The 23,182-nt window shown below is 61.3% G+C and carries 12 protein-coding genes and 1 pseudogene; 4 read left to right on the top strand and 9 right to left on the bottom strand.

Annotation, left to right across the window (positions count from 1 at the left end; translation table 11 throughout):
- Window positions 1-6,321 (top strand): putative Ig domain-containing protein (locus ACP691_RS05750; protein ID WP_426198516.1); only part of this gene is annotated, 6,321 nt, incomplete at its 5' end.
- A 98-nt stretch (window positions 6,322-6,419) separates the two neighbouring features.
- On the opposite strand, the gene ACP691_RS05745 is transcribed toward ACP691_RS05750, so the two are convergent.
- Window positions 6,420-9,656 carry an autotransporter outer membrane beta-barrel domain-containing protein gene (locus ACP691_RS05745; protein ID WP_426153000.1) on the bottom strand — a complete coding sequence of 1,079 codons (3,237 nt, stop codon included), beginning with the start codon at window positions 9,654-9,656 and terminating at the stop codon, window positions 6,420-6,422.
- Window positions 9,657-9,936: 280 nt separating this feature from the next.
- On the opposite strand from ACP691_RS05745, the gene ACP691_RS05740 reads away from it, so the two are divergent.
- Complete coding sequence (locus ACP691_RS05740; RefSeq protein WP_426152998.1) at window positions 9,937-10,083, top strand: DUF2256 domain-containing protein; 147 nt, start codon at window positions 9,937-9,939, stop codon at window positions 10,081-10,083.
- A gap of 185 nt (window positions 10,084-10,268) precedes the next feature.
- On the opposite strand, the gene ACP691_RS05735 is transcribed toward ACP691_RS05740, so the two are convergent.
- The 3 genes from ACP691_RS05735 to ACP691_RS05725 all read right to left on the bottom strand — a co-directional run bounded on the left by ACP691_RS05735 (window position 10,269) and on the right by ACP691_RS05725 (window position 14,198).
- The gene (locus tag ACP691_RS05735) at window positions 10,269-12,836 is read right to left on the bottom strand and encodes a M10 family metallopeptidase C-terminal domain-containing protein (RefSeq protein ID WP_426152996.1); all 2,568 of its coding nucleotides are present in this window, start codon (window positions 12,834-12,836) and stop codon (window positions 10,269-10,271) included.
- Window positions 12,837-13,066: 230 nt separating this feature from the next.
- Window positions 13,067-13,828: a carbon-nitrogen hydrolase family protein gene (locus ACP691_RS05730; protein ID WP_426152994.1), complete on the bottom strand. Its 762-nt coding sequence runs from the start codon at window positions 13,826-13,828 to the stop codon at window positions 13,067-13,069.
- Between the two features lie 154 nt (window positions 13,829-13,982).
- Window positions 13,983-14,198, bottom strand: coding sequence for a hypothetical protein (locus ACP691_RS05725; protein WP_426152992.1), 216 nt, complete (start codon window positions 14,196-14,198; stop codon window positions 13,983-13,985).
- Between the two features lie 394 nt (window positions 14,199-14,592).
- On the opposite strand from ACP691_RS05725, the gene ACP691_RS05720 reads away from it, so the two are divergent.
- Entirely contained in the window at window positions 14,593-15,033 is a 441-nt protein-coding gene (locus ACP691_RS05720) for a hypothetical protein (protein ID WP_426152990.1), read from the top strand.
- Between the two features lie 253 nt (window positions 15,034-15,286).
- On the opposite strand, the gene ACP691_RS05715 is transcribed toward ACP691_RS05720, so the two are convergent.
- A complete protein-coding gene (locus ACP691_RS05715; RefSeq protein ID WP_426152988.1) occupies window positions 15,287-16,873 on the bottom strand; it encodes a calcium-binding protein in 1,587 nt (528 codons plus the stop codon).
- Window positions 16,874-17,208: 335 nt separating this feature from the next.
- On the opposite strand from ACP691_RS05715, the gene ACP691_RS05710 reads away from it, so the two are divergent.
- Window positions 17,209-19,761, top strand: a complete 2,553-nt coding sequence (locus tag ACP691_RS05710) for a glycosyl hydrolase family 28-related protein (protein WP_426152986.1) — start codon at window positions 17,209-17,211, stop codon at window positions 19,759-19,761.
- Between the two features lie 123 nt (window positions 19,762-19,884).
- Here ACP691_RS05710 and ACP691_RS05705 read toward each other — a convergent pair.
- From ACP691_RS05705 to ACP691_RS05690, 4 genes and pseudogenes are all read right to left on the bottom strand, one after another.
- A pseudogene (locus ACP691_RS05705) lies at window positions 19,885-20,089 on the bottom strand (IS3 family transposase); the annotation flags it as partial.
- 85 nt (window positions 20,090-20,174) lie between these two features.
- The gene (vapC, locus tag ACP691_RS05700) at window positions 20,175-20,585 is read right to left on the bottom strand and encodes a type II toxin-antitoxin system tRNA(fMet)-specific endonuclease VapC (protein WP_426152984.1); all 411 of its coding nucleotides are present in this window, start codon (window positions 20,583-20,585) and stop codon (window positions 20,175-20,177) included.
- Window positions 20,585-20,815 carry a type II toxin-antitoxin system VapB family antitoxin gene (gene vapB / locus ACP691_RS05695; RefSeq protein WP_426152982.1) on the bottom strand — a complete coding sequence of 77 codons (231 nt, stop codon included), beginning with the start codon at window positions 20,813-20,815 and terminating at the stop codon, window positions 20,585-20,587. The genes vapC and vapB overlap by 1 nt, the downstream gene beginning before the upstream one ends.
- Before the next feature lie 259 nt (window positions 20,816-21,074).
- Window positions 21,075-23,138 (bottom strand): M10 family metallopeptidase C-terminal domain-containing protein, encoded by a 2,064-nt coding sequence (locus tag ACP691_RS05690; protein WP_426152980.1) that lies wholly within the window; start codon window positions 23,136-23,138, stop codon window positions 21,075-21,077.
- Window positions 23,139-23,182: the final 44 nt, after the last annotated feature.

Below are 23,182 nucleotides of genomic sequence, written 5' to 3'. Positions count from 1 at the left end.
GTCTACGGCAACGGCGCCGAGGGCGTGCTGGTCAAGCTTTCCAGCGAAGTCAGCGTCAGCGGGGTGGACATTCACGACAACGGCGGCTCAGGTGTACGCATCTACGGCAGCACCGGCGTGACCGTGACCGGCAATACCCTGACGAACAATGGGCTCAATGCTCCGGTGCCGGAAGTGGTCATCCAGAGCTACGACGACACCACCGGTGTTTCGGGCAAGTTCTTCCCCGGCAGCGACAACCAGATCATCGACAACACCATCACCGGCGGCGCCAACTCCACCTATGGCGTGGCCGAGCGTAACGAAGACGGTACCGACCGCAACACTATCCTGGACAACACCATCAGCAACACGACCAAGGGGGCCACGCTCACCTATGGCGATGGCACCACGGTCGGCGAGACGCCACCGACCACCACGCCGGTCGGCACGGCCGGGGACGACACCCTGACCGGCACCGTCGGTAATGACCTGCTGAAAGGGCTGGCGGGCAACGACACGATCAACGCAGGCAACGGCAACGACATCCTAGACGGTGGCGCCGGCGTGGACACCCTTACCGGCGGCGCTGGCGCGGATACCTTCGTGATCGCCAGCCGCCTGGACAGCTACCGCAACTACACCACGGCGGCGGCCACCAAGGTCGATACCATCACCGACTTCGAAGCCGGGCAGGACCGCATCGACCTTTCGGCGCTGGGCATTACCGGGCTGGGCGATGGCCGCAACGGCACGGTGTACATCAGCCTGAACGCCGCCGGCGACAAGACCTATGTCAAATCCCTTGAAGCGGACGCCAACGGCAACCGCCTGGAGCTGGCCCTGAGCGGCAACCTGCTCAACACGCTCAAGGCAACCGACTTCATCTTCGCCGGCACGGCCCCGGTCAACCATGCGCCCACCGTGGCCATCGCGCTGGCTGACCAGAGCGCCAAGGAGAGCACCCCGTTCAGCTACCTCATTCCGGCCGGCGCCTTCGCTGACGTGGACAACGATACCCTCACCTTCACCGCCACCCTGGCCGACGGTAGTGCCTTGCCCGCCTGGCTGAAGTTCGATGCCGCTACCCGTACCTTCAGCGGCACTCCGGACATCAACGCCGCCGGCACCTTCAACGTCAAGGTCACCGCCAACGACGGCAAGGCCGGCAGTGTGAGCGATATCTTCGCCCTGGCCGTGCAGGACACCCCGGTCAACCATGCGCCTACCGTGGCCGCCCCGCTGGCTGACCAGAGCGCCAAGGAAACCACCCCGTTCAGCTATGCCATTCCGGCCGGAGCCTTCACCGACGTGGACAACGATACCCTGACCTTCACCGCTACCCTGGCCGACGGCAGCGCCCTGCCCGCCTGGCTGAAGTTCGACCCGGCAACCCGTACCTTCAGCGGCACTCCGGACACCAATGCCGCCGGGACCTTCAACGTCAAGGTCACCGCCAACGACGGCAAAGCCGGCAGTGTGAGCGATATCTTCGCCCTGGCCGTACAGGACACTCCGGTCGCGGCACCCATCAAGACCATTACCGGTACCTCCGGCAAGGACACCCTCACCGGCACCACCGCCAACGAACAACTGGTGGGCCTTGGCGGCGCCGACGTGCTCAACGGCGCCGGCGGCGATGACATTCTGGTTGGCGGCGCCGGCGCCGACAAGCTCACCGGTGGCGCCGGGGCGGATATCTTCCGCCTCTCCGCCCGCACCGACAGCTATCGCACCTCCAGCACCAGCTACGCCGATACCATCACCGACTTCGTCGTGGGCGTGGACAAGATCGACTTGTCCGGCCTGGGCTATACCGGGCTGGGCAACGGCTACAACGGCACCCTGTACCTGCAGTACAGCTCCAGTTCCAACACCACCTACATCAAGAACTATGAAGCCGACGCCAGCGGCAAGCGCCTGGAGCTGGCGCTGACCGGGAACCTGCTCAAGACCCTCAAGGCGAGCGACTTCATCTTTAACAGCACGCCTTCGGATAACCATGCTCCGGTACTGGCCACACCCCTGGTCGACCAGAGTGCCAAGGAAGCCAGCCCCTTCAGCTACATGATTCCAGCCACGGCCTTCAGCGACGCCGACAACGACGCCTTGGCCTTCACCGCTACCCTGGCCGACGGCAGCGCCCTGCCCGCCTGGCTGAAGTTCGACGCCGCTACCCGTACCTTCAGCGGCACGCCTGACTCGAATGCCGCCGGCGCCCTGAACATCATGGTCACCGCCAATGACGGCAAGACCGGTACCGTAAGCGACACCTTCACCCTGGCCGTGCAGGATACGCCCGGCACGCCGGACACCGGCATCAAGATCATTACCGGTACCTCCGGCAAGGACACCCTCACCGGCACCACCGCCAACGAACAACTGGTGGGCCTTGGCGGCGCCGACGTGCTCAACGGTGCCGGTGGCGATGACATCCTGATTGGCGGCGCCGGTACCGACAAGCTCACCGGTGGCGCCGGGGCGGATATCTTCCGCCTCTCCGCCCGCACCGACAGCTATCGCACCTCCAGCACCAGCTACGCCGATACCATCACCGACTTCGTCGTGGGCGTGGACAAGATCGACCTGTCCGGCCTGGGCTATACCGGGCTGGGCAACGGCTACAACGGCACCCTGTACCTGCAGTACAGCTCCAGTTCCAACACTACCTACATCAAGAACTATGAAGCCGACGCCAGCGGCAAGCGCCTGGAGCTGGCGCTGACCGGGAACCTGCTCAAGACCCTCAAGGCAACGGACTTCATCTTCAACAGCACGCCCGCGGTCAACCATGCGCCTGTACTGGCCGCGCCCCTGGCGGACCAGAGCGCTACCGAGGCCAAAGCTTTCACTTATGTGGTCCCGGCCGATGCCTTCAGCGACGCCGACAATGACACCCTCAGCTTCACCGCCACGCTCGCCGACGGCAGCGCCCTGCCCGCCTGGCTAAGCTTCGATGCCGCCAGTCGTACCTTCAGTGGAACGCCGGACAACAGCGCCGCAGGTAGCTTCAGCGTTATCGTGACCGCCAATGATGGCAAGAACGGCGTGGCCAGCGATACCTTCACGCTTGAAGTCAAGGACGTGCCGCCAAGCAACGGCGATGTGCTCACCGGTACCGCGGGCCAGGATAGGCTGGTCGGTACCAGCGCCAGTGAGCAACTGTTCGGCCTGGGTGGCGCGGACATCCTCGATGGCGCTGACGGCGACGACCTGCTGGTGGGCGGCGCCGGCGCCGACAGCCTGACTGGCGGCGCGGGTGCAGACGTATACCGCTTCAACGCCGTGAGCGACAGTTACCGCACCCTGTTCAGCGCCTACAGCGACACCATCACCGATTTCGATCCCGGCAAGGACGTCATCGACCTCACCGGCCTGGGCTTCCGGGGCCTGGGACTAGGGTTCAACGGCACCCTGCTGGCGCAGTACGACATGCTGTCGGGTACCACTACTCTGACAAGCTTCGATTTCGACGCCAATGGCAATGCCTTCGAGCTCAAACTCCAGGGCTTCTACCTGACCACCCTCAATGCGACCAACCTGGTGTTCTCTTCCGGCACCCCGCCGTTGAACAACGCACCTGTGGTCACCGACTCGCTGCAAGACGTCACCGCCACAGAGAAGAGCGCCTTCAGCTACACCCTTTCCCCAACCGCCTTCACCGATGCCGACAACGACACCCTGACCTACACCGTCACGCTTCAGGACGGCACGGCCCTGCCGTCATGGCTGACGTTCGACCCCAAGACCCTGACCTTCAGCGGCACCCCTGGCGACACGGCCGCCGGGGTCTACAGCGTGCTGGTGACCGCCACCGACGCCCTGGGCGCCTCCGCCAGCGACGTGTTCGCGCTGACTGTCGCCGACGCGCCAACTCACACCATCGTGGGTACCTCCGCTGGCGACAGCCTTTCCGGCACCGCCGAGGATGACCTGATTCTGGGCCTGGGTGGCGCCGACACCATCAACGGCAACGGCGGCAGCGACATCATCGACGGCGGCGCGGGGCGCGACACCCTAAGCGGTGGCGCCGGAGCCGACAGCTTCCGCTACACCAGCCGCCTGGACAGCTACCGGGACTACGACGCCGGTGGCGTCAACGCCGCCGACACCCTCAAAGACTTCACTGTCGGCGTCGACAAGATCGACGTCAAGGCGCTGGGCATCGTGGGCCTGGGCGATGGCACCCATGACACGCTGTACATCACCACCAGCGCCGATGGCAGCAAGACCTATGTCAAGTCCGCGCAGACCGACGCCGATGGCAACCGTTTCGAGATCACCCTGGATGGCAAGCTGTCTGGCACCTTGAGCGCCAGCGACTTCGTATTCGCCGAACGCGCCCAACAGGACATTCTCTTCGTACCCACCCTGGGACAGTCCAACGCTCGCTTGCTGCGCATGACCGAGGACGATGACCAGTCCGGGATCACCGAGATGGTCAATGACCTGACCCGATACACCGGCCTGGACGTACGCAGCCAGTTCAACGATGCCGATGGCAATGGTATCGACGTGGCGGTCGGCGGCAGCACGGTCAGTGGCTTGTCCACCGGCACCGAGGAAGAGCTGCGCCTGAGCTGGTGGCTGACCGATACCAACCAGCCAGGGCCGGCCCTGCTGCGGGCGGTCAGCCTGCTGCAGGATCAACTGGCCAGCCTCAAGGCCATCGATAAGGTCACCATGGCCATTGTCTGGGGCCAGGGCGAGGAAGCCGCGCAGGAAATCGGTCGCGCCAGCGATCCTGCCGCCGCGGCCGCGGCCTATAAGGCCAACACACTCAAGGTATTCGACTACCTGCATCAGCAGCTCGGCGACTTCAAGGTGTTCATGATGAAAACCGGCGACTATGACGCCGACGCGGCCCGGGTGCGGGGCTACGACGAAGACAAGATCGCCTCGATCCAGAAAGGCCTGATCGCCGTACGCCAGGCACAGGACGCGATCATTCTCGAACGCGCGGACGTCGTGCTGGGCGCGGACTACACCGACCTGCCGCTGCGCGAAGAGGCCGACCCGGTCACCTACCCCGATGACGTCTGGCACCTGCACGAAGAGTCCGCCGAGATCGTGGGCCAGCGCCTGGCCGACGCCATTGCCAATAACCTGGGGTACCTGGGGAACTACCTGGACAACCGCAGCGCCCAGGACGTCTACGATGAGGTCAACGGCCAGCAAGGTGGCTACATCCAAGGTACGGATCAGGACGACACCTTGGTGGGCAGCGCCGGGAACGACACCATCGATGGTGACCGCGGCGCCGACACCATGAGCGGCGGCGACGGCAAGGACGTCTATATCGTCGACGACGCCCTGGATACCGTTACCGAAACCAACGCCAGCGCCACCCAGATCGATACCGTCAAGGCCTCGGTGAGCTGGACACTGGGCGATAACGTGGAATACCTGGTGCTCACTGGCTATTCGGCCATCAATGGCACCGGCAATGGGCTGCGCAACTTCATCACCGGCAACGACGCCGCCAACGTCCTGGATGGCCAGGGCGGCGCCGACAGCATGACCGGCGGCAACGGCTCGGACACCTACTACGTCGACAACGTGGACGACACCACGGTGGAGAAAAGCAGCGACAGCACGGTGGGGGGTATCGATACGGTGTACACCAGCCTCGCCACCTGGACGCTGGCCAGCAATGTCGAGAACTTGGTGATCAATACCGACGGCGCGGCCAACGGCATCGGCAACGCCCTGGACAACAGGCTGGTCGCCGGTAACGGCAACAATGTGCTGGACGGCCGCGACGGCATCGACACCGTGTCCTACGCCCTCGCCCAGGCCGGCGTGACGCTGGCGCTCAATACCACCGTTCAGCAGAACACCGGCGGCTCGGGCCTGGACACGCTCAAGTACATCGAGAATGCCATCGGCAGCGCATACGACGACAAGATCACCGGCAGCAGCGCGGCCAACCTGCTCGACGGCGGAGCCGGCAAGGACGAGCTGTTGGGCGGCGGCGGTGACGATACGCTGATCGGCGGCGCCGGCAACGATTCGCTCACCGGCGGCACCGGTGCCGACACCTATGTGTTCACCGCGCTGACCGATCTCGGTTTGGGGGCCCTGCGGGATGTGATCTACGGCTTCAAGACCACCGAGGCGGACAAACTGGACCTGACCGCCCTGGACGCCAACATCGGCACCGACGCGAAGGACAGCTTCACCTTCATCGGCAGCCAGGCCTTCGACGCCAAGAACGCCGCCGGGCAGCTGCGCTTCGAAAACGGCATCCTGTACGGCAGCGTCAACGCCGATGCCAGCGCCGAGTTCGAGATCCAGCTGGTAGGGGTGACCCAGCTTCATCAGAGTGACTTTGCGGCTTAAGAAGGGGAAGGGTTGCGGCTCCTAGGCCGCGTCCCTTCAAGCTCGGCTTGGAATCATAGCGGTGCAGGCAATGTAACTGCGCAAAGCGAATGCCTGCATCAGAACGGCACTTTCATGCTGAGGGTCGCGGTCTGGTCGGTATAGTCGCTGCGGCTCTGGGCGTCCCAGTTCAGCGATAACTCGCTGCCATTCGTTAAGGTACTGGCCACCCCTACTCCTGCGCGCATCAACCACGGGCTGGCACGCTCGGGCGTAACGGTGAACGTCTGCTCGGCGGCGCCAGCGAAGGCTGCGCGCAAGCTGCCGTCGGCGTTGATCAGGTCGTAGCCGATCCCCAGGTTGGCCCGCACGTGGGCGCCGGGAGCGATCCGGTGCTCCAGACGCGTGTCGAAGCCAGCGATCAATTGCTCGGTATCGCGCGCGGCAACCTTCAGCAGCAAGGGCTGCAGGCTGCTCGTGCCGCGCTCGCGGTAGCTGCCTTCATGCACATGGTTGAAGTCCAGTCTTAGCGAGGGAGCGAGCGTGGTGCTGTCTCCCAGGCGATAGGTTTGTGCCAGGCTGCTGCCCACGGTGGTCACCAGGCTGTCATAGCGGGCGTGGGCGGTACCGCTCGCGGCGCCAGTGCTCAAGGTGCGCTCGGCGTCAACGCGGTTGTTGCCGGCACCGCCATAAAGCATCCATTCGGTGTTCGCATCGAGGCGGTGAGTGCTGTAGCCAAGGAACTGCCAGAGGTCGAACTGATCGCGTTGCCGGCTGCCCGCCAGACTGCCCGCGCTACCGTCAGCGTAGGCGAAGGCTACCCCCAGGCGATGGGTCGAGGACAACGCGGTATCCATGCCGATCACGCTGCCGCCCGTGGAACCACTGCCATTGGCGCCGCTGCCGCTGTAGCTGAAGGCTTGGCGCCACAGGCCGGCGCTGGCGGTGCCGGGGCTGGCCAGGCTCATGCGCCCCTGCACGGCCTGGCCGATAGCCGAGAGCGCGGCCTGGCTGGTGCGCAGTGCGTCGTTGTCCATGGGTACGCTTTGCGCGAGGGTGGCGGCCACCTCGGCCTGACTGCTGGCGCTGACAAAATAGGGAGTGAGGGCGCTGGCCGCGCCCAGCGCCAGTTGCTGGTCCAGCACCGCCGCCGCGCCCGCCGCTTGCTTGAGGCCTGCTGAGCTGGCGGCGCTGGCCACGCCGTTGACGCTCTTGGCGGCCAGGGCCAGGTCCACTGTATTGCCATGCTTCACCGCGCTGAAATCGAACAGCGCGGAATTGCTGGTGACCTTGAAGGTGCCGTCCGATACCAGCTTCCCGGCGCTGAGCACATCAGCCAGGCTATTTACACTGAATGGCGTGCCGGTGTTGAGCAGTTTGACGTCGATGCGCGCGTTGCTGGCCAGGGTCGCGGTACCGCTCACCAGCAATTGACCATAGTTCCGCGTACTGCCCACCGTGGTTTGCAGGAGCGCGCCACTGGCCTGGGTGTAGTCGCCGTCCACCCGGGCCGCTTGCAGCCCTGCCTCGGGTGCGTCCAATACCAGGGTGCCGCGGTTGTACAGGCTTTTCACTACGAAGCTGTCGCCCCCTGCCATGTGATAGCGCGCATTACTGTTGATGTAGGCTTTGGTCCGCGGTGCATAGACTTCCCCCTCGAAGCGCGCCTGGGTGCCCCCGATGGTCAAGGTGCCCAGGGTACTCTCGTCGTCGACGAAGAGCGCGTATTCGAAGCCGCTGAGAGTGCCATAGGCCGCCAGTTCACTGACCTGGCTGCCGCTGCCGATGGACACGGCAGTGTAGTCACCCTGTATCAGGCCGCGGTTCTCCACGCGCTGCACGCGCGTGTTCTCCAGGCTCAAGCCGCCGCCGTCGGTCCCTAGCAAGGTACCGGTGTTGAGAACGTCCCCGGCCACCTTCACCCCGGTCAGGCGCACCCCGGCATCAAAGCCCTTGATCAGCCCGCTGTTGACGAGGCTGCCACCGATGTCACCGCCGTTGGCCAACAGGCCCGTACCGTTGTCCTCATAGAGATCGATGGCGCCCAGCAGGCTACCGCTGTTCACCAGATCACCAAGGATATGAGCGCCGTTGAGCTCGATGGCGGTGCGGCCCTGGGCCACGCCCTGGTTGCGCAGGTCGCCCACGATCACCGCGCCGCGGTCCAGGGACAACCCGGAGGCGAAATGGCCACCGTCGAGGGTGCCTCGGTTGATCAGATTGCCGGCGATGGAACCGCCATAGACTGTAAGGCCGTTGAAGCCGGTACGGCCTGTGGCGATGGTGCCGCGATTGATGAAGTCGCCCTTGATCAGGGTGTCGCTCAGGCTGGTATCGCCCGACCCTGCTTTCAGGATGCCATTGTTGGTGAAGCTGCCCAGTACGCTGTTGGTGATCCCGGTGCTCGACCCGGAGTCGATCACGCCGGTGTTCACGAAGCCTCCCTCGATGATGGTATTGCCTATCCAGAACGCGGTGATGTTGCTGCCAATGTAGCCACTGTTGACGAAGCGACCAAGGATATGGCTGTTACTGATGGAGGCACCGCCGTCATGGCTGGTGATATCACCACTGTTACGCACATCGCCTAAGACCAAGACGTCAGTGATTCCCAGGGGCGTGCTGCCGCCTTCCAGCCGACCACTGTTGAGGAATGAGCCGAGTATCTGACCGCCACGCAAGATCAGGCCATCGGAGGCGGAATCGCCGCCGACAAGGCCGCTGTTGCGCAGGTCGCCGATGATCACCGTATCGCGCATCAGCACTGCGCCCTCCGCCCCATCCCTGGCCTCGATGGTGCCGCTGTTATTGAAACCATCAAGGTTGGCGTCGTCGGTACGCACCGCGTAGCTGTCGCTACCTGTGGCCGCCAAGGTGCCGAGGTTGCGGACCTGCCCCAACACTTCGCTGCGTTCGATCACCAAAGCCGCGTCGCTGCCTATGATGCTGCCCTGGCGGTCGTTGAGCCATTTGCCCACGAAAGCGCCGCCGCGGATCACCATCCCCTGTTCGCCTTGAACGCTACCGGCGTTGAGGAAGCCGGCCTGACGGTTGACTACCCCTTCTTGAGCGACGGCCGCCCCGCTGGCAACGCTGAGGCTGCCTTCGGTGGTAAGGGTCACTCGCTCGCCGTCATCCAGCCGGCAGGCCGTGGTCACCGTTGTGCCGATTACCGTATGCCGACCGGAGCAGCTGTCCGCCGCCACCGAGCCGGCCCAAGACCCACCCATGGCGAGCACCACCGCCACGGCAAGCCGATGCCGCCGGTGCATGGGTATCTGAACCATGGAATTGAAGGAAGACGAAACGAACGAACGGGCCGACTGCCGATGCTGACCTGGGTTGCTGTTGTCCATAAGGCACCCGAGGTAGAAAAGGTTGTGGCCATGGGTATAGGCAGCGTGACGCGGGGTGTCAAAGCCGTATATCGGGTAGATGAGTTTTAGTTCAGAAAGTGAAGGCTGTGGTCCGGGGGCTCGGCGCCAGCGGCTGCGCGTCTGCGGCGTTAGCGGAACCCTGGAGGCTGTGCGAAAAATGGGTAGGTCGAGAAGGCCGTGCTATCGAGCATCGCGTTTTTAACGCCGATCGTGGTTTATTACCGAGCGGAGAAAGTCGCCTACCCTGTTGGAGATTTGTATGAAGAAAAGCGACCTGCCCACCAAAGTCTGCGTCACTTGCCAACGGCCGTTTACTTGGCGCAAGAAGTGGGAGCGCTGCTGGGAAGAGGTTCGCTATTGCTCGGAGCGATGCCGCCGGGCTCGTGGCAAAGGTAGCGCTGAGTGAAACCAATGGGATTCAGCGGCTTATGGAAATCGCAAGCTGCCAATGGCCCTGTTGCCAAGTTCTTCCCCAGCTGGCGCTGGGTCCCACAGGAGCGCTGTGTCATCTTCCTGGCCAGATCGAGAAGCTGGCCCCCTTGCTGTGGGAGGTAGCGAAGCTGCCGAGCGCGGCGCGCAGCCCCAAGGGTTTCAGCCCTGGGCAAATATGAAGTCGTCCACCCCCAATTGCCCCTGAAGATTCCCCAGCAGGGTGATCTCGAATCGCTCGCCGCTTGCGTTGGCATCGAAGTTCTTGATGTAGGTCCGGTCCAGCTCGTTGTTGTAGACCACCTTGACCGTGCCGTCGGAGCCGTCACCCAGCCCGGTGTATCCCAAGGCGGAAAGATCCAGAATGTCCCTGGAAGCCAGGAAGTCGACGATCACATCGTTCTGCCCGCGTATACTGTCGGCGGTGGAGCTGAACCTGAAGCTGTCGACGCCGGTGCCGCCGGTAAGCTCGTCCTTGCCGAGGCCACCGTCGAGCACGTCATCGCCGCCTCCGGCATAGATCCAATCATCCCCTCCCTCTCCCGTCAGAATTGTCCGCGCGTCGAAATCAGCCAGCCAGTCATCCCCCTGCCCGCCATGAACGGGGGAAGCGGGCACGGGCAGAATCGGCCCCGGGCGAAAGAACAGCCCTTCGGTAATATTGTTGCCGAAGCGGGCGAAATCCGTCTGGTTATCCAGTAGCAACCTGAAGCGGTTGCCGTCGGCATCGGCGTCCAGGGATTCAAGCACGAGGCCACCTCCGGCGCGTTCGCTGACCAACAGGGTGCCGTCATGGCCATCGCCCAGGCCGCTGAAGCCCAAGGCGGACAGGTCAATCCGATCGACGTCGGAGCGGCTGCCATAGGGATAGGGCGCGAAGTCATGGATAACGTCTACCGAGGACACCCCGGTGCGGTCATTCACGAAACTGTCGGTGATTCGTTCATACACGAACACATCCGCCGCCAGGCCGCCGGTCAGCGTATCGGCCCCGGCGCCGCCGACCAGGTAATTGCGCTCGGCTGAGCCGATCAGTGTGTCGTCGCCAGCAGCACCCCGAATCACGGTCGCGCCGCCCATAGCGCTTTCATCCAGGGCTTCTGCCCCCGCGGTACCCTGGCGCAGAGTTACGAAGTCGCCGCTTGACAGCTGCCCGCGCAGGTCGCCGGTCAGGGCCAGTTCGAACCCCTGGCTGGCACCGCTGGTGGCCAGGCTTCGCAGGAAGGTCAGGTCTTGGCCGGCGTCGTAGCTGAGCGCAACGGTGCCGTTCAGACCATTACCCATGCCTTGAAGCCCGAGCGCGGTCAGGTCGAGGCTATCCTCGCCGGCTTGGAAATCATCGATCGTATCAAAGCTCGTGATTGAACCCCGATGGCTATCGCTGGCCTGGGTAAACACGAACACATCCGCGCCAGCGCCTCCAACGAGGCGGTCACTGCCGGCACCGCCTTGCAGGCGATCGGCGTACTGGCCACCCACGAGCCGGTCGTCGCCGCCTTCTCCGAACAGCGCCATGGCGCCCAAGGGCGCGTCCAGCACGTCGGCATTGGCCGAGCCATAGATGCGGTTGATGTTGTCGATATTGAACAAGGCAGGCCCAAGACCGGTGGCGGCCGTTTCAAAACCGCTGAACACGGTGCCGGCGAAGACATGAGTGCGTTGCCCGTCATGAGGCTCGAGAGCAATGCCAACAGTCGACTTACCGCCACTGATGATGCTGCTGTTACGAATGTCCAGATGATCGACCGCCTCGAGCACACGACCGTCGGGATCTACATAACTGCCTATCTCGATTTCGGCTGCGGGAGTGCCCGATGTCGCCCCTAACTGGTTGTGCCTGGCTTCGCTTTGCGTCAGGACCGCGTCGGTATTGCCCTGAAAGCTGAAACCGGCTCCATCGTTTTCGTGGGCCGATACGCTCATCATATTGGGCGTGAAGCCACGAACCACTGCTCCAGCGCCGCCGTTGTTGGCGAGGTCGGCATAGCTGAGTACAGCGTCGCCCTTGAACTCGACATCGGTGGCCAGGCTCTCCATCACCATGCCATTGCCGCCGTTGTCGTGGGACCTGACATTGGCAAACTCCGAATAGTTGCCATACAGCACATCTACGCCGTCGCCGCCGTTGCGCGCGGCCTCGTTGTCCATGAACTTTATACGGTCGCCCTTGATGCCGTTGCTTTCGGTCTCGAAGCGCGTGCTGAAGCCGTCGCCGCCGTTGTCGGCCGCCAAGCTGTCGCTTACGCTCAGGCGTACGCTCAGGGCATTGGCCAGCATCCCGTTGCCACTGCAATTGACCATCGCGACAGCGCTGACTGCGAAATCGATGGCATGGGCCGGAGCGCCGGTGGCCGACCCGGTGACCACGCCATGCACGGTTCCGCTGGTATGGCCCTGATTGCCGTCCACGGTGAGGTTTTCGACGCTGGCGTTGCTGGTGTTATGCAGGGCCGAGGCGCGGACGATGCCATCGATGTTCGCGCTGGAGCCGTCAGCCAGCTTGAGCACGGTTTCAGCCTGGCCGAAGCCGACCAGGTGCACGTTGTTCTTTAGCGTAACGCAGGCGCCGTCGGCGTTCGGACCGCTGACGATAAAGGTGCCAGGCGGAATCCGTACCTCGCCCCCGCCAGCCTTGGCCGCCGCATTGATGGCCAGTTGAATGGCCCGGGTATCATCGGTAACGCCATCGCCCTTGGCGCCGTAGTCCATAACATTGAAGGCCGTGGTCATGTCGGCGTACCCGCGCAAGCTTGAGGTGAATGAATTCTAGCCCCGCGTTGGCTACTTGAAGGCCCGCCGGATCAGCGGCTAGCGAAGCCTAAAGGCAAGGCGGCGACTGGCGCGCCGGGGCCAGGCCGGGCGCCGACGCTCGTTTCCCCGGCCATGTACCGCGATTTGCAACGCAACAGGGGGGCGTCCGGCACGGTTCCCGGCTTCAGCGCAACGATCGGCCCCCTGACTCAAGCAAGCCAGGAAAGCTCATGGACCGCCCCCTTCCATGTACCCGCCTGGCGTTGAGCGATCACCAGGCAGTCTCCCTTACCCGCGGCGCCGCTGATCAAAGCGCCACCCGGGGCCCAGAACGCACTTCGCCCCGCGCATGCCCACCCGCCGGATGGCCCCCCGTGATTGGCCATCAGCACACCCATGGAATACTCCCTGGCGTAGCCCTGGAGCAGCTTACTATCCACGGCGTAGCCGTCATCGCTGATCAGGACGCTGGCGGCATATACCAGAGCCCCTGAACGCGCGGCCGCTTGCGCATGGCTGGCATGAGTAAACTCGGCACACACGGACAAGGCCACTGCCTCATTGGCGATTTCCAACAAAGCCCCGCCAGTGCCCGGGCTGAACACCGCCTCTTCGCCGGGATGAAGGTGTCGCTTCGTATAGAGCGCTTGGGTGCCATCGCCGCCCAGCACCCACGCACCGATCATTACCGCGCCGGTGTCAGCCTGACGTACTGGCAGCCCGACGACCGTGGTCATGCCTGAGTGCTTCGCCAGATCCCGCAGTGGCTGCAAAAGGGTGGTATCCGGCGCCTGGGCCAATTCAGAGGCTAGCGTGGGCTCATACCCAGTAAGCGACAGCTCGGGGAACAGGAGAAAATCGACGCAATGCGTGGCGGCCTCCGACATGAGCGCTGCATGCCGGGCGATATTGCCCTCAAGGTCGCCCGCCACCGCACAATACTGGGCGGCGCAAAGGTTCAGGTCTTTCATGAGTCGTTATCCCGGAAGGCTGGGCGGTAGAGCATGGATCATGATGAGGCATACGGACATGACCCTGGCGATTGACAATGCGTTGACCAACAAGACGTGCCATGGACTTTTCAAATCACCGAGACGAACTACCTTTCGCACCAGGCCGTATTGCCTATCGGAACCACTCGACCCAGGCTTTGAGCCGCCCGACTCCCTCGCGCCGGTAAAACAGGTTCGGCCAGATCATGCTCAGGCCGCAGACGAAGAGCGAAATGGCCAGCAGCGCGACGCCAAGGCAGGCAAACCAGACAGCCAGGCTCCAGAAGACCACGGCAGCCAAAACGAAAGGCCATCGCCGTTCGTTCTGGTCAGGGTAACGATCATTCATGCGGGCTAGCCAGGTTTTTGAATGTGCAGATGTTAGCCCTTTTGCGCCTGGCTGGCGTGGGCGAAGTGGAAGCTTGGTCGATGTAGGGACCGACCTGGTTTGCAGGTGCCTTGCAGGAGGGTAGCAAACGCCCCATGGATGCCGTCCGTGACGGGCAGCAACCCACCCTTAGCGGCCGTTCATGATGGCAGGTAACCCCAATAGGTGAGCGCCGCTTGAGCACCTTTTTTTGGAAGTTGGTGACCCAATGGCAGATGCTGGCCGATGCAATATTGGTTACTGCCGCTCGCCAAGCAGCGACGGAGCGATTTCGGCCTATGGTTACGGGTAGTATCTGGCCTCTGTGGGCAGCAAAAGCTCGCCATGATTGGAAACAGCATATGGAGCGGGGCGTATGGAAAAAATAGGCTCGCTACCTAGGTTTCACGCTTTACTGGTGCGCATAGAGTGTTGGGCAATTTGTCTTCCAGTCGGACTTGCCTACGGCGGCCTAGCTTTTTTCTGGCTCGTTAGCGGTGGTTGGTTAGCTTGGCTTTTACTATGGCCGCTGGGTATGTTGGCTCTTTGCTTAGTGAATTTCTTCCGATTATTCAAGGGCGAAACGTCAGAAAAATTGTTAGCCACTATAGGTATAGTGATATTTCTTATAATGGCTTATGGATCGCTCAATCAGCCTGGGTTGAACATGCCTTCAGATTTCATGCCCTGGGTAGGTGGAATAGTTGCGATTTCTATAGTCAGCATTCACTGGACCATCTTGGTATGGGCGAATTACAAGCTACCCGCGCGCCATGGCGGTCAGCAAATACTCAAGCGCCTTCCTGATCGTATTTAGAATGCATTCGCTACCGTATAGCTTGGATGAGAAGCCATTAAATTAAACTGCTATACGGACCTTTTCGAGTCGCGACCATACCCCGATTTCCTCCGGGCCGATTGCGCGGTTGAAGCTTCAATTGAAAGGCGGCAATGGGTCGGTAGCAGCCGACCGCAGCAGGCGGCTACCGCCCCCTAGCTGCCGTCAGCACTCACACCGTAGCGGTGCGTAAACTAAGGTGGGTGCTGATAGCTAGGCTGTTCAAGAAGTGTTAGCTCAAATGGTCAACTGTGGAGTGCCCAATGAGCGCCACGTCTGTCCTGTCGGCAACAATCAGGTCGGCATTGGTGATCAGTTCGCTGTAGTCGCCGTAGGCTAGCCCAACCTGGAAGACGTGACCATCGGGCCCTGCCTCGCTACTACGCAGGTAGGTACGGTCTGTCCCTGCATTGTAAGTCACGCTCAAGGTGCCATCGCGGCCATCGCCCAAACCGGTCACGCCGAGCGCGGCGACGTCGAGCTTGTCCACGCCCCAGATGAAATCAGTGATCAGGTCGCTGCTACCGACATAGCTGTCAGCGCTGCTAGTGAACACGAAACGGTCGCTGCCTGAGCCGCCGGTGAGCTTGTCCGCGCCTAACCCACCTGTTAGGACGTCTTCACCGGTGTTACCATCGAGGGTGTCGTTTCCGGCGTCGCCGGCCAAGATATCGTCGCCACCGTTACCATCGAGGGTGTCATTCCCGCCACCGCCCGCTAGGGTATCGTTGCCCCAGTAGCTGTACAGGATGTCGGCCTTATCGCCGCCAACCAGATTCAACGAAGTAGCCGGCTGCGGAGAGGTCACAGCCGTCGCGTCAATAGGTGGGGCGAACAGCACAGTGCTGGCGTTCAGCTCCTCGACGTGGTTACCACTGAGCAGAATTTCAAAGCGGTTACCATTGGCATCGGCCTCCAGGGATTTAAGCGCGGTGGCGTCGCCGGCCCGGTTGAGGACAACCTTCAGCGTACCGTTGTAACCATTACCCAGTCCGGTGAAACCCAACGCTGACAGGTCGATCATGTCATGGTCGTTGCCACTGAAATCGGTGATCAGGTCGCGGTTGCTATAGCTGCCACTGGCATCGTTGCGGTAGCTGTCGCTGAGCCGGGTATACACGAAGGTGTCAGCGCCTGCGTCGCCGCTCAAGGTATCGCCGCCAGTGCCACCGAATAGCCGATCATTGCCCGCACCCGCTTCGACGGTCTGGCGGCCAGCGCCGGCCTTCAGGGTTTCGCTGGCATCGGTGCCTTCCAGCAGGTTGTCGTGCGAGGTGCCGGTGATCAGCGGTTGCAGGTTGGCATTGGTAAAGATGGCAGTGTTGACGAACGCCAAGACAAAATGCTTGCCATTACCGTCCCGCTCGTAGTTTTCCAAATAGGTGACGGCGTTCAGCCTATCGGTACGCAGATGCAAGGTATCGCCATAGCCATTACCCAAACGGCTATAGCCCAAGGCTGACACGTCGACGATATCGTGGGCAGTGTCAAAATACTGAATAAAATCCAAGTTGATCTGCGAGCTGTCGCTGATTCGGTCGAAGCGGAATACATCGTTGCCGGCGCCGCCGTCCAGGACGTCGGTTCCGGCGCCTCCGACCAGCACATCGTCGCCGCCTCCGCCGTATATGTGATCGTGGAGCCCCCCGCCCATCAGTAGCTCATTGGCTAGTCCACCACTTAGGGTGTCCCTCTCTGGAGTGCCTTGCACAATGAGTTCGATCGAATTGCTGCTGACCTGGCTGGCGGCGCTTGTACTTTGTGAACCCTTAAGCGCCGTCTGGCCGGTGACGTCCTTGGTTTCAGAAACTTGGGTCATGCGTGCTCCTTACGTGCGGTTAGCTCACTGGAAGTGTGGTGTAACGCCATTAACTCCGTTTCGCTGACGGCAATGGGCCGGTATCGACGAGGAAGGAGACAAGCGGCGGGTTTGATGCACATCGTTACGCAGCAGCTTTGGCCTAAGCCGCTTGATTACCACTTTCACGGTAAGCAGGTCATTGACGATTTATGCATCTTTTCAGAACGAGAATGTGCATCGGAACCGCACTCAAGCAAGGCGATCCAATCGTCGCCGCGTGCGCGTCTCAGGCCTCGTTGATAGTAGGCCGACCTGCTGTAGTCCGGCTTTCCTACCTACCTAGAGATGAAACCATGAGCACTGTTTTCAACGTCTTGGACTACGGCGCTAAAGGCGACGGTGTAACTGACGACACGCATGCTATCCAGCTGGCAATCAACGCGGCCTACAAGGCTGGTGGTGGCGAAGTACTTCTATCGGAAGGCACCTATATCGTCACTGGGCCAAACGCCGATGGCGGATGTCTTACTCTCAAGAACAATGTGACGCTCGCCGGCGATGGCGCAGGCGTTACAACTCTGAAACTTGCCGACGGCTCTGGTGATATCGACGGCATCGTACGTACCTCTGCCAGCCACAATACCCTAGACGCGGGCGTACGCGATCTCACGATTGACGGTAACCAGGCAGCCACCACCAGCATCGTGAATGGCTTGGTAACCGGTAGCGCCACCAACCCCAACGCCCATACCCAAGACTTCCTGATTTCCGGCGTGGAACTGGCCAATTGCAGCGCTTCTGGTTTGTTGGCAAACACCCTTACGGATGGGTTGGTCGTCACCGACAGCGTTGCTCACGACAACGGTGAGGACGGCTTCGCTACCCGCTTCGCTACCCGGGAAGGTCGCAGTGATTCCGTGCGCTTCTCGGATAATGCGGCATACGGCAATGGGGATGACGGTTTCGACATTCACATGGCCAGCTCGGCGACCACTTACTCAGGGATACTGCTCAACAGCAGTTCCCATGACAACGGCGGCGATGGCATCGTGTTGACAGGCTATGCCCAGGGTGCCAAGAACTACGATTATGGCGACGATACCTTGGGCGGCGGGACGGTCTATGACAATGGTGGGGTCGGTGTGAAGCTGGAAAATATCCAGCGGGCCACGATCACCGGCCTGGACATCCACGACAATGGCGAGGAAGGGTTGTACCTGGCAGGCACCCAAAATACCCATATCGAGCAAAATGCTATCCATCAGAACCTGGTCACTGGGCCAGGCAGCGAAATCCTTATCGAGGGGTTGCCCGCTAGCGAAGACGGCATGCCGACGATTGCAGCCGACATTGATTATGACCTGACCGACAACGCCATTACGGCCGGCGCGAACTCTACCTACGGCATCACCGCGCCGGTGCTGGACGGGGATGTGCAGCACTACGTCTCAGGCAATACATTGCTAGGTTTCCAAGGCCAAGGCATGCAGTCCAACGACGGGTCTACCTATGGCAGCGGGTTCAGGCTGTATGGCACAAATGCGAGTGACCGCCTTGCCGCAGGCTTTTCCAGCTATCTCGACGGCGGAGCCGGACGGGATAGCCTGGATGCAAACGATGGCGGCGCGACGCTTATAGGCGGGGCCGGCGTTGACAAGCTAATTGCAGGAACAGGTTTCGATACCTTCACCTTCAAGCAGGTCAGCGATAGTTATGTGGATGCTGAGGGTGGGGCCCACCGGGATGTAATTACTGGGTTTGACGTACAGCGGGACACTTTGGACTTGAGCGCAATCAAGCTGCGCGGTCTCGGCGATGGCCATAATGGGACACTAGCGCTTCGTTATTACGTGACCAGTGACACCACGGTCTTGGAAAGCTTAGACGCCGATGCCGACGGCAACCGCTTCGCCGTGGCGCTGAAAGGTGATTACCGCGACAAGCTCACTGCGAGCAATTTCGTTGATTTCTATGACGGCACCAATGGTGACGACAATATTTACCAAGCCGATGACACCGAGGAAAACGAATTCAAAGGCCACGTTTATTTCGGGAATGATGGTGATGACAACATCGACGCGTATTCTGGCGACTTTGTGGTTTATGGGGGCGGCGGTGCAGATTACCTAGGTGCCTTCTGGAGTCCTGGCACCTTCATCTACACCAATGTCACTGATAGCTACATCAACGACACGACGGGCGCGCGGGTGCTCGACACGCTCAGCTATCAGGACGGCACAATTGATGTGTCGGCCCTAGGGTTCACGGGAATAGGCGACGGACATAACGGCACGCTTATTTACAGCCGTGATGAAGTATTGGGGCGCGGTATCTACCAGTCTCTCGATGCCGATGCGAATGGCAACCGCTTTGCGATCATCGGAGGATATGGCGAAGATTTTGTTTTTGCTCCTTCTTCATACCCAAGCGAGCCAGTAGGATTGATCAGTAATAGCACCCTGACTGGAGACGCGGGGAATAACGTCCTGGACGGCAAGCAAGGCAACGACATACTCATCGGATTGGCCGGCAAGGATAATCTTACGGGCGGTTCAGGCGCCGACACCTTCCGTTACTTGAGCGTAAACGACAGCTTCCACGGCGGTGCTGACCTTATCAACGATTTTTCATTCGCACGGGACATCGTCGACGTTTCTGCTCTGGGCCTCACTGGGCTGGGGAACGGCAGCGGAACCACCTTGAAGATTGCCTACAGCGCTTCAACCGACCGTACCTACCTACAGAACCAAACCCTGGATGCCGAGGGACACCGATTCGAAGTAAGCATGGCAGGCGACCTGACCGACCAGCTCACGGCGAGCAACTTTGTTTTCGCCGCTGCGCCGGAAAACGTTGAGCTTACAGCGCTCGGTGCAGCACAACAGGACCTTACAGCACACGTTTGACATAGCTGTTAGACACCAGGCCAATGCTGGCTTGCTTAGGTGAGCCAACATTGAGAAACCGGTCATATGAACCGCCCCTGGTTCCCCAGACAGTCTCCAAGCCCAGAAAATGCATTCCTCCTACTCTACCGGCGACCTCTGCATAGCACTGCCGTGTCGGCGTTTAGGGTTATAGAACATTTCGATGTAATCGAAATATCACTTCGAACCTCGTCATGTGTCGCGTAGATTCTTCGTCGAATACGCTCCCGTTTAAAAAGCTGGATAAAGCTTTCGGCTACGCATTGTCATGATAGTTTCCGCGTGGGCTCAAACTGCTGATCACATTGTTGGCCTTCATTCAACGCGATGGTTCGACACTGCTAAAACAAATGGGCGCCCGGGCTAATCGTGTTCCATGGCGTTTTTCTCGTTTACGCGATTGGGGCTACCCAATCCTCAATTCTCAAACCGGGTACGCGGTCGAACTCGCGGCGGTTGTTGGTGACGACAATCAGCCCTTGAGAACGGGCATGCCCAGCGATCATCTGGTCATAGGAGCCAATCTGCTTACCAAGACGGGCCAGCTCAGCACGAAGCTGTCCAGTGTGGGCGGCAGCTTCCTGGCCATACTTGAGCACTTCCAGGCGAGCCGCGAAGCCTTCTACGTCCGCAAGATTGCGCTCGGCGTCCGAGGACTTCTCCGCACCGTAGATCAGCTCCATTAGCGTTACGGTGCTGATGCACATCTGGCCGTGGTGCCGCTTGAAGACCTCCCGCACCTCTTGGGGTCGGTTCTTGATAGTGAAGATGCAAATGTTGGTGTCGAGCATGAACTTGAGCATCAGAAAGTCTCGCGCTCTTGATCGGCAGGCTGTTCACGCTCCGCCATGAAGTCGGCAGTTACGCCCTCGCTGTCGAACCAGCTGTCCCAAGACTCACCAGCAGGGGTGATGATCCGAGCTCGACCAAGAGCCACCACATCGACACGCTTCACGTCATCGGGAAGCGCAACAGCCTTGGGCAGCCTGACCGCCTGGCTGCGGTTGCTCTGAAAAACGGCACCTTGTTCCATGGCACACCTCGCGGGATATATCAAATGTATATCCCATGTTAATCAGGCCAATGGATATGTCAACGGGATATATGCATAAGTAACGGCTGGGCTAGATTCCTGGTCCGGCATGACCGCCAGCATCGCGTGCGCCTGGCCACGGTGCAGTCGCCCCAAGGCCAAGCCCTGCTGCCCTACCACCCTGGCCAGGTATCGCTTACCTGCTTGCCTTGATCGCCATTTTCATTGGTCACCTTCGAGGGTTAATGCCAGGTGTTCGTCAGCCTTGATCACTGGACGAAAGCTGCGATGCGTCCTGATACCCACGCGCCACGCCTAGCAGCTCCAGGTCTGGCGATGCGTTGTCCTGGGCAGCGAAAATGAATGCATCCCTGGTCAACGTCTGGCTCAAGTCACCCCTGAGGCTGATCTCGAAACGTTCACCTTCAGCCGTGGCATCGAAGCTCTTCAGGTAGGTAGTGGTTCCGTCATCGCTCACCCTCAACGCCAGCGTGCCATCATGACCGTTGCCCAATCCCGTGAAGCCCAGCGCGGACACATCGATGCGGTCGGCGAATACGTCGAAGCCTGCGATACGGTCACTGAAGTTCTGCTCCGCGTCGCGGTAGCTGTCGGTCAAAGCCGTGAACCTGTAGATGTCTGACCCTTCGGAACCAAAGAGGATGTCGCGGCCAGCACCGCCATCGAGGATGTCGTCGCCAAGGCCGCCGTAAAGCCGGTCATCGCCGCCCTTGCCCGACACCTTGCCGGTCAGGTTGCTGGCGAACAGAACATCGGCGTCGTCATTGCCCTCGATCGACGAAGGCGCGAACAATAGGTTGGAAGCGTCCAGTTGTCCGCCGAGATCGCCGTCGAACACAAGCTCGAAGCGGTGGCCGTCCGCATCGGCTTCGAAACTCTTGAGGTAGGTACGCTGAGCCTGGGCGTCTACCCGCAGCGCCAGCGTGTTCCCGTAGCCGTCGCCCAGCCCCGAATAGCCCAGCGCTGCGAGGTCCACCACATCCTGATCCGGATTGAAATCCGTGATGCGGTCACTGAAACCCTCGCTGGCCGTACGGTAGCTGTCTTCCAGAGAGGTAAACCGGAAGACATCGCTGCCCGCCCCACCGCTGAGCTGGTCGCGACCGCCAGCGCCGTCCAGCAGGTCATCGCCCGCCATCCCGGCGAGCATTTCGTTGGCCCCGGTGCCTACCACCAGATCGTCGGTGGCTTGGCCGTCGATAGGTCGGGGGCCATCGGCCAGGTCACCGAAGCTGGTATCCAGCGTGCCGTCGGCGTTGAGCCGCACGGCGGCGAAGTCGGCATCGCCGGCGGTGTTGTAGGCCGCTCCGGTCAGCAAGATCTTGCCATCATCCAGCACAGTGATGGTCTGTGCGCTATCCCGACCGCCCGCGACGTCGAAGGTGGCTTTGCCGCCATTGCCGAAGCTGGTATCCAGGCTACCGTCGGCATTGAGCCGAACCACGCTGAAGTTGAAGTTGCCATCACCGACTTCGGTATCGCCATTGTCACTGCTGCCGGCGATCAGCAGCTTGCCGTCCGCCTGCTGGGTCACGGCGCGGGCTCGGTCATTGCCGCCAGCCACATCCACGGTCACGGTGCCATTGATCCCGAAGCTGGTGTCGAAGGTGCCGTCCGGGTGGTAGCGCGTCAGGCTAAAATCGGCGGTGCCACCCGGATAGCGATAGCCGGCGAGCAACACATCGCCATTGGATTGCAGGGCCAGCGACGTTTCGGGGTTGACGGGCGTCTCGTCCGGCAGGACGAAGGTGGCCACGCCCTTGTCGCCGAAGCGCTGATCGATGACCCCTTGATCGGTGAACCGCACCAGGCTGAGGGTGGTGTCGCTGCGGGCGCTGGCCAGGAACATGCCATCGGCCAGTGCCTGAACGCTGGAATATTCAGGCGCGGCCCCTTGTGCCGGGATGGCCACTGACAATAGCTCGGAGGGCCGCTCATTCAAGGTGTCGCTGAGCGCCATGATCCTCAGGTTGTAGGTGCCGCTGTCATACAGGATCTGGCTGGTGAGGATCTGGCCGGAAGCCTGCGCCGCCAGGTCGCTGCTGTCACTGACAGGCACCACCGCGGGAAATCGCTCGATGCCATCATGGCTGTAGCTGAAGTTGCGCTGGCCGTCGGGCGTCAGGCTCACCACCGCATAATCCTCGCGGTCGCCGTCGAAGGTCAGCCCTGTCATCCGCAACGTGCCGTCGTCGGCGAGGGTGACACTGTGGCTGGAGTCATTGCGGCCCGAAACATCGACCAGGGTCATGCCGGTACGCAGGGTAGTCATTGTGGCGGTAACGGAAGAGGCAGAAGTCATCACAATCTCCAGATCCCAACGAAGGAGGTCGGGCCTGCTGAAAC

Source organism: Pseudomonas sp. DC3200b2 (genome assembly GCF_049895785.1).
Lineage (GTDB): Bacteria > Pseudomonadota > Gammaproteobacteria > Pseudomonadales > Pseudomonadaceae > Aquipseudomonas > Aquipseudomonas massiliensis.
The sequence above is the reverse complement of the archived record's forward strand: the minus strand, read 5'-3'. Positions and strand labels throughout refer to the sequence as shown.